At 30.0% G+C, this 13,651-nt stretch carries 12 protein-coding genes; 1 reads left to right on the plus strand and 11 read right to left on the minus strand.

Annotated features, from left to right (window positions below):
• Positions 1 to 45: 45 nt before the first annotated feature.
• Genes KGF45_RS06035 through KGF45_RS06045 form a run of 3 tightly spaced genes read right to left on the minus strand, consistent with a single transcriptional unit; the run spans position 46 to position 4,031 of the window.
• Positions 46 to 1,467, minus strand: coding sequence for an Rne/Rng family ribonuclease (locus KGF45_RS06035; RefSeq protein ID WP_227827079.1), 1,422 nt, complete (start codon positions 1,465 to 1,467; stop codon positions 46 to 48).
• A gap of 19 nt (positions 1,468 to 1,486) precedes the next feature.
• On the minus strand, positions 1,487 to 2,185 hold the full coding sequence (locus KGF45_RS06040; protein WP_227827078.1) for a TIGR03936 family radical SAM-associated protein: 699 nt from the start codon (positions 2,183 to 2,185) through the stop codon (positions 1,487 to 1,489).
• Between the two features lies 1 nt (position 2,186).
• On the minus strand, positions 2,187 to 4,031 hold the full coding sequence (locus KGF45_RS06045; protein ID WP_227827077.1) for a TIGR03960 family B12-binding radical SAM protein: 1,845 nt from the start codon (positions 4,029 to 4,031) through the stop codon (positions 2,187 to 2,189).
• A gap of 317 nt (positions 4,032 to 4,348) precedes the next feature.
• Between KGF45_RS06045 and KGF45_RS06050 the strand changes: the two genes are divergently transcribed.
• Positions 4,349 to 5,542: an FprA family A-type flavoprotein gene (locus KGF45_RS06050; protein ID WP_227841986.1), complete on the plus strand. Its 1,194-nt coding sequence runs from the start codon at positions 4,349 to 4,351 to the stop codon at positions 5,540 to 5,542.
• 143 nt (positions 5,543 to 5,685) lie between these two features.
• On the opposite strand, the gene KGF45_RS06055 is transcribed toward KGF45_RS06050, so the two are convergent.
• From KGF45_RS06055 to mreC, 8 genes are all read right to left on the minus strand, one after another.
• Positions 5,686 to 6,099, minus strand: a complete 414-nt coding sequence (locus KGF45_RS06055; protein WP_227841987.1) for a methylglyoxal synthase — start codon at positions 6,097 to 6,099, stop codon at positions 5,686 to 5,688.
• Positions 6,100 to 6,139: 40 nt separating this feature from the next.
• Entirely contained in the window at positions 6,140 to 7,270 is a 1,131-nt protein-coding gene (gene rodA / locus KGF45_RS06060; protein ID WP_227841988.1) for a rod shape-determining protein RodA, read from the minus strand.
• Between the two features lie 84 nt (positions 7,271 to 7,354).
• Positions 7,355 to 7,639: a cell division topological specificity factor MinE gene (gene minE, locus KGF45_RS06065; protein ID WP_054273171.1), complete on the minus strand. Its 285-nt coding sequence runs from the start codon at positions 7,637 to 7,639 to the stop codon at positions 7,355 to 7,357.
• Between the two features lie 17 nt (positions 7,640 to 7,656).
• On the minus strand, positions 7,657 to 8,454 hold the full coding sequence (gene minD / locus KGF45_RS06070; RefSeq protein ID WP_227434079.1) for a septum site-determining protein MinD: 798 nt from the start codon (positions 8,452 to 8,454) through the stop codon (positions 7,657 to 7,659).
• A gap of 23 nt (positions 8,455 to 8,477) precedes the next feature.
• Positions 8,478 to 9,161 (minus strand): septum site-determining protein MinC, encoded by a 684-nt coding sequence (minC, locus tag KGF45_RS06075; protein ID WP_227827073.1) that lies wholly within the window; start codon positions 9,159 to 9,161, stop codon positions 8,478 to 8,480.
• A 98-nt stretch (positions 9,162 to 9,259) separates the two neighbouring features.
• Complete coding sequence (locus KGF45_RS06080; protein WP_227827072.1) at positions 9,260 to 12,238, minus strand: penicillin-binding transpeptidase domain-containing protein; 2,979 nt, start codon at positions 12,236 to 12,238, stop codon at positions 9,260 to 9,262.
• Positions 12,239 to 12,249: 11 nt separating this feature from the next.
• Positions 12,250 to 12,738, minus strand: coding sequence for a rod shape-determining protein MreD (gene mreD, locus KGF45_RS06085; RefSeq protein ID WP_227434076.1), 489 nt, complete (start codon positions 12,736 to 12,738; stop codon positions 12,250 to 12,252).
• Positions 12,739 to 12,753: 15 nt separating this feature from the next.
• On the minus strand, positions 12,754 to 13,647 hold the full coding sequence (mreC, locus tag KGF45_RS06090; RefSeq protein WP_227827071.1) for a rod shape-determining protein MreC: 894 nt from the start codon (positions 13,645 to 13,647) through the stop codon (positions 12,754 to 12,756).
• Positions 13,648 to 13,651: the final 4 nt, after the last annotated feature.

Below are 13,651 nucleotides of genomic sequence, written 5' to 3' on the forward strand. Positions count from 1 at the left end.
TTAGACCTTTACTGTGCGGCATTACAATTATTAATTATAAAATATTTACATTTTATTGTCAACTACTTTATCAAAAATAACATTTGTTTTGTTGTGTTTTAATGCACTGTTTGCGTTTAAAGAAATTTTTATATTATATTTTTCACCAATTTTATCAATTATATCCATATAATCTTCTTTTATTTGTTTAAAAACAAAATCATTGAATTCTATTATTATGTTTTTGTAAACTGTATGCTCACTTATTCTCATAATTTCTTTTTCGACATTATCTACTATATGATGTATAGATTTTATAGTTTTCATTCCATCACAGCATGGGCAAGCCATTAAATAATACTTATCAACAGACTCTTTTTCTCTTCGTCTTGCAACTTCCACTAAGCCAAGTTTTGTCATTCCTAACACTTCAGCTTTTCTCTTATCTTTACTAAACTCTTCCTCTAATATGTGTAATACCTCATTTTGATATTTCTTTTTATACATATCAATAAAATCAATTATTATTATTCCAGCTATATCTCTAATTCTAAGTTGTCTTACAATTTCCTTTGCAGCTTCAATATTTGTTTTATAAACAGTCTCATCAAGTTTACCAGTTCCAACAAACTTACCTGTATTTACATCTATAACGGTAAGAGCTTCTGTCTTTTCTATTATTAAATAACCACCACTCTTTAACCATACTTTTTCATTTAATAATTTTTCTATTTGAGATTCTATTCTATATAAATCAAATACATCTTTATTTTCTTCAAGGCATAATTTATCAATATAATCATTATTTATAAGCTTCAAAGTAGGTTTTAATTCACAATATTTATCATAATTATTGGTAATTATAGACTCAATCTCATCATTTACATTGTCTTTTACATATTTAGTTGCAAAATCTAAGGACTTATATAATAACTTTGGTCCTATACCAAGTTTATATTCTTTTAAAATATTATCATACTTCAACTTCAACTCTTCTATATCTTTTTTTATTTCATCATGAGTACATCCTTGAGCTTCAGTTCTTATTATTAACCCCAAATTTTCTTTATTCACTGCTTTGGTAATTTTTTTTAATCTAAATCTTTCTCTTTCATCAGTAATTTTATTTGATATCGTCGTTCTGTCGTTGGAAGGTATATAAACAATATACCTTCCAGATATACTAATTTCAGTATTTAATTTTGCACCCTTAGTACCAATTTCTTCTTTATTTACTTGAACCAAAATATCTTGACCAGATTTTATGGTACTTTCTTTTTTTAACTGTAAATAAGCAAGTTTCTTAAATCCAATATCTACAAAACATGCTTCTATTCCTGGTATAACTTTTTTTACAATTCCACGATATATATTGGATACAGTTTTTTTATTTAAATTATCTTCAACAAAAAGTTCTACTAACTTTCCATCTTCAAGCACTGCTGTTTTCTGAGACCCTATTAAGGACTCAATAACTATCTTCTTCACAACTTCACCTCTCACGAACTTACATAGGAGTCACTAATTCCCCATCTTCTAATACATATAAATCTCTTCTCAATATATCAACTTCTAATGGGTCAATATCCAGTTCAAACATCTCTAACATTTTAGGAATAAGTATATTAGTATTTAAATTAGTTTTTGAGCCTGTAGCTATAGTAGCCGTAAGAGTAATATGGTCATCTTCTAAATTTAAAACATCAAAAGTTCTTATCATAGGTCTTATATCAACTTCAACCATTTTTCCTTTTTTATTCTTTTTTGTTATGATTATTTCTTTATTATTCATAAAGTCAATTACTTTTCTTTTTACAAATTCTTTAGTCAAAGGTCTTTTTAAATCTATATTAAACAGATACTCTCCATAATCTATCACAGAAGAAAGAGAAGGTGTCTGTCTATCAATTTCCTTTGCTTTAATAAATTCTATCCCCTCTGGAAGTTGAACTGACACTTTACCTAAAAACTCATCTACCGATAAATCATCTTCTATCTCAATATCTACATACTCGCCTTGGCTTTCTGTTCCTAATGCTAAAGCATTACCATAACTCATCTTAGGATGAGGGTTAAACCCTTGAGAATGTGATAAATTTATTTCAGCTCTCCTAAATGCTCTTTGTAATAATCTTTGAAGGTCAAGGTGTGATATATATATCATATCACCTTCTTTTTTAAATTTGACTCTCATTATTTTACTCATATTAACAAAGCCCCCTTCCTATATCATGTATATTTATTCCACAACCATTACAATTATGTCTGCAATCAGAAGTGATTTTTTCTTTTTTAGCATTTTCATCTTCTCTAATCAAGAATTTTTTACTTACACCTACATCTATATGGTCCCAAGGGAATACCTCTTCATACCCTCTATTTCTATGTGCATAGAAATCTATAGAAAGATTATTTTTTTCCATAGCTTCCTTCCATATATCTAAACTGAAGTGTTCTGCCCAGCCATCAAATTTTGCACCTAATTTAAATGCGTCATATATAACTTTTCCTATCTTTCTATCTCCTCTAGCTACTACAGCTTCCATTAAGCTAGTCTTTGAATCATGGTAGTTATATTTTATATTGTTATTTCTCAATTTATTGACTAAATGTCTTTGCTTATCAACTACTTCTTCTGTCGTATCTTGACCATGCCACTGGAAAGGTGTAAATGGTTTTGGTACAAATGTAGATGTACTTACTGTAACACCAAAGCTTCTCTTTAGCTTTCCTCCATTTACATTTCTGTAAATATCAATAACTTTATAAGCTAATTTGGCTATTCCATCCAAATCGTCATAAGTCTCAGTTGGCAATCCAATCATAAAATATAGTTTAACACTATTCCATCCCATTTCAAAAGCTCTTTCTGTTGCATTTTCTAAGTCTTCTTCTGTAACACCTTTATTTATAACGTCTCTAAGTCTCTGAGTTCCTGCCTCTGGAGCAAAAGTAAGTCCAGACTTTCTTACTTGTTGTATTTTATCAGCAATCTCCATTGAGAAATTGTCTAATCTAAGTGATGGAAGTGAAATTCCTATATTATTAGATGCATATTCGTCTACTAAATAATCAGTAAGCTCAGACAACTTACTATAATCACTTGTACTAAGTGATGATAATGATATCTCATCATATCCAGTATTTTTAACTAATTTGTCAAGTATCTCTTTAAGTCTTTCAACACTCTTTTCTCTTATTGGTCTGTATATCATACCAGCTTGACAAAATCTACATCCTCTTGTACAACCTCTAAACAATTCTAACACTATTCTATCATGAACAGTATCTATATAAGGTACTATTAATTTTTCTGGATAATCTACAGTTTCAACATCTTTTATTATCCTCTTAGTAGGACTCTTAATAATCCCTTCTCTATTAGGAGTTACACTTTGAACTGTGCCATCTTCATTGTATTTAACATCATAAAAACTTGGTATGTATACTCCTTCTATACTTGATATTCTGTATAAAAAATCATCTCTAGTTGTTTTATTTTTCTTCCACTCTTTATACTCATTTACTACTTCTAAGTTAACTTCTTCACCTTCACCTAATATTACTACATCTACAAAATCTGCTAAAGGTTCAGAGTTATAAGCACAAGGACCACCAACCATTATAAATGGGTCTTCCAATTTTCTTTCTTCTTTTAATATTGGTATATTGGCTAAATCTAATATATTTAAGATATTAGTGTATGAAAGTTCATATTGAAGTGTAAAAGTAACAAAATCAAAGTTTGTTATAGGCTCTCTTGACTCTAATGCAAATAATGGTATATTTTTTTCTCTCATTATATTTTCCATGTCAACAGCAGGAGAATACACTCTCTCACAAGATACATCTTCACTTTTATTTATTACATCGTATAATATATGGCTCCCTAGATGACTCATACCAACTTCATACAGGTCTGGAAAGCAATGTGCATATCTTATCAATTCACTATTACTAGTATCTTTATGAATTGAATTTATTTCATTCCCAAGATATCTAGCAGGCTTTTCTACTTTTTTTAAGATTTTTTTCAAGTCTACTTTATTCATTTATTAAAATTCCTCCAAACAAGTTCTTTATTTTTATTCTTATTTATAAGTAATATTATACACGATAAAATATTTTCTATCAAAAATATAACTAAAATATTGAATTTAAAAGCTATATTATTCACAAAATAGGATATCTAAAAATATTTAATAATATTTTCTATTAAATTTTTATTAAAATACAGATTTTTTACTAAATATGATATATTATAAACATAAAACTATGTTTTTAGTGACTTATAATGACATCTTTTGTTTCACTAACCTCAAAATGGGGTATGTTATTTATATAATGATAATTTTTAGGAGGGTTAAAAATGAGTAAAGTTTTTGAAGTAAAAAAAGATATCTACTTTACTGGTGTAGTAGATGAAGGTTTAAAAGTATTTGATATAATAATGGAAACTGAGTTTGGGACAACTTATAATTCTTACTTAATAAAGGACGAAAAAACGGTTTTATTTGACACAGTAAAAGCAAATTTTAAGGATGAATTTTTAAGTAATTTATCAGAAGTTACTGATATAGCTAAAATTGACTATGTTGTAGTCCATCACACAGAGCCAGACCATGCTGGTAGTTTAAAATACTTATTAGATTTAAATCCTAATATAGAAGTTTATTGTACTAAAGCTGCTAAATTATACTTAGATGGTCAAATAAATAGACCTTTTAATTGTCATGTAATAAAAGATGGTGAAGTTTTAAATATTGGTAAGAGAAATCTTAAATTTATAACTGCTCCATTCTTACATTGGGTTGATACAATGTTTACTTACATTGAAGAGGACAAGACTCTTTTAACTTGTGATGCATTTGGTTGTCACTTTGCAAGTGTTGATGCAGAAGTGGTAAACAGTGAAGATTATCTAAAATCAGCTAAACATTACTATGATTGCATAGTTAAGCCATTTGCTAAGCACGTTTTAAGTGCTATAGATAAGGTTGTAGGAATGAACATAGAATTTGATACTATATTGACTTCTCATGGTCCAATGCTTACTAAAGACCCAATGGCGGCTGTAAAGAGATATGTTGAGTGGTCTACAGAAGCTATTAATACAACTAATCAAAATCAAGTTTCTATATTCTACTTATCAGCTTATAGCAATACTTTAGAAATGGCTAAAAAGATAAAAGAAGGACTTGATAAAGAAGGTGCAAAAGCTGAATTATATGATTTAGAAAATATGACATTGACAGAGATGCATGATACATTAGTAGTATCAAAAGTAATACTGTTAGGTTCTCCAACTATAAACAAAACAATGGTTAAACCTATGTGGGATTTATTCTCTGTTATAGACCCAATGGCTAATCAAGGTAAGATAGCAGGAGTATTTGGTTCATTTGGTTGGAGTGGTGAAGGTATAACTATGGCTGAAACTTTACTTAAAGCTATGACATTCAAAATGCCTGTAGAATCTCTTAAGAAAAAATTCTTCCCTAGTGAAGAAACATTAAACGAATGTATGGAATTTGGTGCAAAATTTGCAAAATTAGTTAAATAGTTATTTTTATTTAAATGACATATATCTATAGTCCATCATTCAAATTATATAAAAAACTTATATTAGAGTTTTTATCTTATAGAACAAATTAAAATGAGGTAGCTATTTTAGCTACCTCTAATTTTATATACTATTTATTTTTATTAGACACGCTGACTTTTGTTCTTCCTAACTTCTCTCCATGATAGTTCTCCCCTATCAAGAGCTTTTATAAATATTTCCGCAGAAGCTAGATTTGTAGCTATTGGAACGTAGTACACATCACAAAGTCTTATCAAAGCTTGTATATCTGTTTCATGAGGTTGAGATGTAAGTGGGTCTCTCAAAAAAATAACTAAATCTATCTCTTGTGTCACTATTAAAGAACCTATTTGCTGGTCTCCGCCTAAAGGTCCAGATGCCAATCTAGTAATCTTTAATTCTGTTTCATCCATTATTCTTTTTCCTGTAGTTCCAGTTGCATATAGTCCATATTTTTTTAAAATCGCTTCATAACCTATACAAAATCCTACCATAGTATTTTTCATTTGGTCATGTGCTACTAATGCTATATTCATTCTACTCAATCTCCTCAATTTATGTTTAGAAGTCTTACACTTAGAAATTTATTTTCTTTCTTCTCATACAAACATTTAGTACTAATCCTAAATTGGCTAAAGATGTTAATAGTGAACTTCCTCCATAACTTACAAAAGGTAATGTTACTCCTGTTACTGGAATTAATGCAACAGTCATAGCAATATTTTGGATTATCTGGTAAGCAAACATACCCATAACACCAACTACAATGAGGGTTCCATAAAAATCCTTAGCATCTCTTGCAATTGCTAAAATCCGTAATAGAAATATTGCAAATAAGATTATAAGCACTGCCATTCCTATTACACCAAGTTCTTCACCCACAACAGCAAATATAAAGTCACTGTCTTGTACTGGTAAGAAATCTTCTTGGTTCTGACTTCCATTATATAGACCTTTTCCAGTCATACCACCAGAGCCTATTGCTATCAAAGATTGCATAACCTGATAGTTTCCCTTTAATGTTATATCTTCTGGATTTAGGAAGGCTTCTATTCTTACTTTTTGATGGTCTGCCATCATTAAATACATCAATGGCATTGATACCAATAGTATTATTATTCCTCTTTTTATTAGCTTAGAACTAAGACCTGTTGTAAACAGCATTGCAAATACCATACAACAAAATACAATTCCTGTTCCTAAGTCTGGTTGAGCAAGTAGTAATCCAATAAATGGAAGAGAATAAACTACAACAGGTATAACTTCTTTTAATGTATTTAATTTATCCTTTTTTGTCTCAAGTATCTTTGCATAACTAAGTACAAATGTTAATTTGACTATTTCAGATGTTTGCAAATCAAGTGGACCTAAATTTAACCAAGACCTTGCTCCAGCTCTTTCTACACCAATTCCAGGTAATAAAACAAGAGCTAATAAAACAAGGCTTATTATATAAAGAGCTTTATAGTACCTTCCTAGAAGATTATAGTCAAAAAATAGTATGACTACAATCATTCCTATTCCAAGCACAAAAGCTAGTCCTTGCTTAAGTAATTGCTCATATGAACCTGTAGAATTAGCATGTGTTGCACTACTAAGTATAACAAGTCCAAAAATAAAGATAGCTAATACTGTAACTATAAGTTTCCAGTCTAACTGTTTTATCAACTTAATTGTCGACTTATAATTAATATTGATTTTTTTCAAAGAATCACCGTCTTTCTATCTTTAAACACATAATTAAATAAAAGGGGCATATACCAATAAGGATATCCCCCTTTTAAGCACTAATTACATACATCTATCTTTAATATTCTTTAATGGTATATTAGCAACTAATGCAGATACAGGTTTGTCATCATGTTCACCTCTGCATTTAGACATTTTTATTTCAAGGCCATCTTCTTCTATTTCTGCATAGTTGGCTATTACTTTTAAAATATCTGTTTTTATCATCTCTAAAAGTTGTGGTGAACAATCTACTCTATCATGAACTAAAACTAGTTTTAACCTCTCTTTAGCAACAGATTTACTAGTTTTAGCTTCGTTAGAAAAAACTCTAAATAAATCTAACACAGATGTATCCTCCTTTGCTACTTAGCCATGCTAAACATTTTTTTTAGTCTACCAAAGAATCCATCTTCAACTTCAAGTTCAAGTAGAGGAACTTCTTCATTTAGTATCCTTTTTGCGATATTTTTGTATGCTTGACCAGCAAGAGATTTTGAATCAAGTATTGCTGGTTCCCCTTTATTTGTTGATATAATTATACTCTCATCATCAGGAACAAGACCTAATAAATCTATTGCTAGTATTTCTATTATATCTTGTTTGTCCATCATGTCTCCACGCTTAACCATATCATTTCTAATTCTATTTATAACTAATCTTATTTCTTTTATTTCATTTGCTTCTAATAGACCTATTATTCTATCTGCATCTCTTACTGCTGATATCTCTGGATTTGTAACCACGATAGCTCTATCTGCACCTGCTATTGCATTTTTAAATCCTTGTTCAATACCTGCTGGGCAGTCTATTATTACATACTCGAAAGATTCTTTTAATTTTTCACATAGGTCAACCATTTGCTCAACTGATACAGCATTTTTATCTCTAGTTTGTGCTGCTGGTAATAAATATAGATTATCAAATCTTTTGTCTTTTATTAGAGCTTGCTTAAGCCTACAAGTTCCTTCAACAACATCTACTATGTCGTAAACTATTCGATTTTCAAGACCCATTACTACATCTAAATTTCTAAGTCCAATATCTGCATCTACAACTACAGTTTTTTTATTTTCTAGGCTTAGCGCAGTTCCTAAGTTTGCTGCGGTAGTAGTTTTTCCAACTCCACCTTTACCGGATGTTATAACTATAACTTCGCTCATAATACTACCCCCTATTTTTCTTTCTATTTGTCCAACTTTGACAAATAGCTTTCGATTACAATTCTTCCATTACTCACAAAGGCTATTTCTGGGCTAATTTCTGATTCAATTTCATAATTTTCTTCATCATCTGGAGCTTCTGCAATATTATCTGCTATTTGCAATATTTTTGGATTAAGATTTCCAGCAACAACATAGGCAAACTCATTACCCTCTGAACCTGCATGCACAAAACCTTCTATTTTACCCATTACAAAAACATTTCCTCCTGCTACAACCTTAGCGCCAGCATTTATATCTCCCATAACAACTGTATTTGATTTTGAAATGACCTTTGAACCAGGTCTCATATCATTTAATATGACTACATCACCTTCAAATTCAATATTTTCACCAGATCTTAGGGTATTGACATATTTTGTTTGAAAATTATTATCTTCTTCAATTTTTTGATCTTCAACAAATTCTACATCAAATCTAGAAGTAATTCCTTCTTTTAATTCTAAAATCTCCATGTCAGTCAAATAATCACTGTTAATTTTACTAATTTTAGCACCATTAAAAAAACCAACATATGCTTCCAATTTGTTTATTATATTTTCTTGTATTTCTTCAAATGGAGCTTCTCTTTTTATATTTACTATTATCCCTCTTTTATTACCCTTGAACTCTACTAGTTCTTGACTACAAATTTCTCTTAAAGACATAACAACCTCCAGAGTGATATATCATTTATATTCTTCAAATGCGCTTTAAACCCTTTTATTTTTTCTACATAAAGCTAAAGTTTATAAATGGATTTAGCTTATCTATTGATTTGTGACTCGAAATTTATATTTTCGTCAGAAGAATTATTAACATCATCCGTCTTGTTGTCTTTTTTGCCATTAGTTGGCTCTAATCCCATATATGTTCCAATAACTTCTCTAGTTGGTAAAAGTGAGAATACACTTGAATCCCCTTGAGGAATTACACATACAACAGCTATTTCTGGGTCATCTGCTGGTGCAAATGCAACAGTCCATGTAAAAGAACCATAATCTGCTTTAAACTTATCTATTTGGTCATCTGTTATTTTTGGATTTAATTCTTTTATAGCTTTTCTTAAATATGAAGAATTCACTTTATCAGTATCCTCTAATTTAACTTTTACTCCATCTTCTAATTCTTCTTCTAATTTCTTTCTTTCTTCGTCTTTTAAATCTTTATTTTCTAATTTTTTCTTTATTTCTTTTTCTTTAGCTAATGAAAGTTCTTTTTCTTTTTCTGCCTTCATCTTATCAGCCATTTTAATTGCATCATTTAGATTAACATTATAAGATGACATATGACTCTTTAAATATTCATATTCATTATCTGTAGGTATTTTACCACTTTTCTCAGCTGTACCAGTCTTTGCTGCTACATCTATTGGGAAATCAGCAAAAGCACTTTTTGCTGTACCTTGTCTAGCAACCAATTTCATACCTTTTGTTAGTTCCTTTAGATTATCAGGATTTTTGAAAGCTATTTTTTCCACTTTCTTTTGGTCATTGATTTTTACTGATGAATAATCACTTGAAACAGCTCTATCAACTACAGATAATTCTACTAAATTACCTCCATTTGCTATAGCAGCTACGTATCTTGATATTTGAGCTGGTGTATAGGCATTTTCACCTTGCCCTATAGCTAAGTTGAATGTATCAGCAGTACTCCATTTTGCAAAGTTAAAGTAACTAAATACTGCCATATCTGCTACATCTTCCACTCTATTTTCTTTAACGTCCAATTTTTTCAATCTATTCATTGTTTCTACTCTACCAGGAGTTTTCTTTTCAGCTGCCCAACTTACAATTTCATCGATTCTTTTTTCGTATTCTTTAGGATTTTTATCTCTAGTTATATCAACAAAGTCATTGGCCATTTCTCTATCTAAAGCTGATTTTAACAATGCTTGTGTTGATTTTAATTTATCCTCTGTACTAGGCACCTTACCTGCTCTTTCTTCTACTTCGTCTTCAAGCCCAGTATTTTCATCTAATCCAAATAATTTTGCATACTCAAGTATCTTATTTGCATTCATATCTATGCCAATACTTTTTCCATCTGGCCATGTCTTACCTGTACCAATAGTTGCCATGTATATGTTACAAGACTCTTGTATAGCTTTATATAAATTTGTCATACCATGATTTCCTCTACCATGGTTCCACACATAGTCCCCAAATGATTTTTTCCCTAGCATAATAACTCCAGGGTCATTTATAGTGAAATTTGGATTTAGGCCATTTTCTAAAGCTGCCATTGAGGTTACCATCTTAAATGAAGAACCTGGCTGGAATTCCCCTTGTGTAACCAAGTTTAATAGTGGACTTCCTGCTAGTAAGTCATTTGGATTCTTTGGTTGTAGTGCTTTATAGTCTTCTGTAGAAATACCTTTTGCAAATTTATTTGGGTCATAGTCAGGATAACTTGATGAAGCTAAAACTTCTCCATTTTTAACATCAATAGCTATAAGAGCTGCTGATTGTGCCTTTCCTGCATATGCACTAATTGGCTTATCCCCAAACTTACTTTTAAAAGTACCTCCTTTTGAAGCAACTTCTATTATCTGTTTCAATGCATTATCTGAAACCTCTTGTAAATCTTTATCTAATGTAAGGTATACAGTATCTCCTGATTTAGGTTTTTTAGATTCAATCTCTTTGCTGATTCTACCCAATGCATCAACTTTAACCATTTTATAACCATCAGTTCCTCTTAGCTTGCTTTCATTACTTTTTTCTACTCCTGCAAGACCTACCATATCTCCTGTTTTATATCCTTTTTGTAGATATGATTCTATTTGAGTTGATGGCATTTTTCCTACATACCCTAACATATGTGAAGCTAAAGTTCCATTAGGATAATATCTCACTGGTTCAACTGCTACTGAAACACCAACAAGGTCCATAGCACTTTCTTCAATCTGTGCAATGGTAGTTTCTCCTACATCTTTTGCAATTGTTACTGGATTATATTGAGAATATCCTTTTGATTTTATTAAGTCTCTTACAACCATTATTTTTCTTGCATCTTCATTACTTAAACTTTTATCAATCTTAAATGCATCACTATTTCTTACTTTTTCAAACGCTTTTTCAGCACTTAAATTAGTCTCTTTTATTTTATAACTGGCCAACCAATCTCTCTTATCTCTCTCTGCTGTAAACATCCATTTACTAACTAAAATAGGAGGATAGTATCCATTTTCATTTAGTTTTGCTTGTAATTTTGTTGCATCTAGCCTTTTATCTTCTTGAGACAAGATTCCTGCTGATATAAGTTTATCTACCAAGTAATAAAAACTCTCTTTAGCATTATAATCACTTGGTATTCCATTTTCTGATTTATATTCTCTAATCTCTCTGTCATATGTATAATAGTACTTTCCATTTTCTACATATATAGGAAATTCATCTACATATTCTTCACCATTTTTCTCAAGTAAATTTATAAGCTTCAATGATATTTCATTTGCTCTTGAACGCTTATTAGCATCTTTTTTATTAATATCGTTACCTGAAACCTGAACCGTAAATAAATTTTTATTTCCTGCTAGCAATCTTCCATATCTGTCTTTTATTTCTCCTCTTGGAGCTTCTATTGCCAATTTTTTATATGTTTTATTTTCAGCTAACTCATTGTAGTATTCATATTTAAATGTAGTCATGTAGACTATTTTTACTAAAATAGCTAAAAATATCAAACTTATGACTATTTTCATTATTTTCAATCTATCAACTTGTTTATTTTCTTCCATGAAATCACCAACTAATCTTCTTTAAGTTTTAAAACTGCTCTTTTAGACAAGCGATATATTATTAAACCAATTAAACTATTCACTATTGGTGCTACTAGTAGACCCTTTACTAAAAGTGTTGATATGCTATAGCTTTGATAGATTATACTAGATGTACCTATATTGACAATTGAATCAATTAAACTTCCTATTAAAACCAAAACGAAAGTAATAATATAGCTACCTTTATATAGTTGATCCCTCATGTGCCCAATCGCATATGCAATAACAAACAAAACTAATGCATTTACACCAAGAATTCCACCAATGGTTATGTCCTTAATAAGCCCTATTATGGCTGCTATAATTCCACCCTCTAATTCATCCAAATAAAGAGAAATTATAGTCACATATATAAGAACTAAATTAAAACTTATACCAAAAATATTTATATAATTTGTTATACTATTCTCTATAGTCATAACCACAATACCCAATAGACAAAGTAAAACTTTTTTCATTGTTTTTTATCCCCTTTATCCTATATTTCTTGGTTCTATGACTACAACGTCATCTATATTCTTAAAATCAACATAAGGTTTTACAACTACATATTTTAGTGATTTATCTTTATCATCAATTACCTTTTCAACCTCACCAATTGGTATGCCTTCTGGGAAAAATCCAAGACCAGATGTTGTTACTATATCTCCTTGAATTACATTATATGATGAATCAAACATATAACCTTGTAAGTAGCCTTTACTATTATAACTATCCTTATTGTCTAAAGTAGTATTTTGAGTAATCGCGCCTTTAGCACTAGCATTTTTTGCTAATTTAAAACTTACAGATGATTTAGAATCTAATAGTGAAATTGCCTTACTATAATCGTTAGAAACTTCATAAACTATACCAACTAGACCACTGCCATTCATAACTATACTTTCTTTTTTTACACCTGAATTTTTTCCCGCACCTATTATAAAACTCTCATACCAATTTCCATCATTTTTACCTACAACACTTGTAGAGATACTTGTTGCTTTATATTTTTCCTCTACAAAGTTAAGTGTCTTCTTTAATTCTTCTAATGATTCTGTCTTATCTAATTTGGTATTCAAGGCTATAACATCTTTTTTAAGTTTTTCATTTTCTGATTCTAATTTTTTTACCTTCTCAGAGTTATCTCTATAATTTAAGATATCTTTAAAACCATTTTTTATAAATGAAAATCCATCATTTACTCCTTTTCCTACACTTGTAATAGCATCTGATGCTATTCCTAAATTTACTGGGCTTCCATTTGAAAACTTACCAATTGATATACCCACAATTCCAATTAAAGTGATAGCAACTACGCCCGTTGCTATCACTTTAACATTAATCCTTTTTTTCTCATTTTTATTCTTGTCAAATCTCAAGGCCATCACC

Source organism: Clostridioides sp. ZZV14-6154 (genome assembly GCF_020657785.1).
Lineage (GTDB): Bacteria > Bacillota > Clostridia > Peptostreptococcales > Peptostreptococcaceae > Clostridioides.

What these genes read in the sequence shown, in the direction of transcription:
- KGF45_RS06040 (WP_227827078.1), bottom strand. Translation starts at nt 2,185, where the DNA reads ATGAGTAAAATAATGAGAGTCAAATTTAAAAAAGAAGGTGATATGATA.
- KGF45_RS06045 (WP_227827077.1), bottom strand. Translation starts at nt 4,031, where the DNA reads ATGAATAAAGTAGACTTGAAAAAAATCTTAAAAAAAGTAGAAAAGCCT.
- KGF45_RS06050 (WP_227841986.1), top strand. Translation starts at nt 4,349, where the DNA reads ATGAGTAAAGTTTTTGAAGTAAAAAAAGATATCTACTTTACTGGTGTA.
- KGF45_RS06055 (WP_227841987.1), bottom strand. Translation starts at nt 6,099, where the DNA reads ATGAATATAGCATTAGTAGCACATGACCAAATGAAAAATACTATGGTA.
- minD (WP_227434079.1), bottom strand. Translation starts at nt 8,454, where the DNA reads ATGAGCGAAGTTATAGTTATAACATCCGGTAAAGGTGGAGTTGGAAAA.
- minC (WP_227827073.1), bottom strand. Translation starts at nt 9,161, where the DNA reads ATGTCTTTAAGAGAAATTTGTAGTCAAGAACTAGTAGAGTTCAAGGGT.
- KGF45_RS06080 (WP_227827072.1), bottom strand. Translation starts at nt 12,238, where the DNA reads ATGGAAGAAAATAAACAAGTTGATAGATTGAAAATAATGAAAATAGTC.
- mreD (WP_227434076.1), bottom strand. Translation starts at nt 12,738, where the DNA reads ATGAAAAAAGTTTTACTTTGTCTATTGGGTATTGTGGTTATGACTATA.
- mreC (WP_227827071.1), bottom strand. Translation starts at nt 13,647, where the DNA reads ATGGCCTTGAGATTTGACAAGAATAAAAATGAGAAAAAAAGGATTAAT.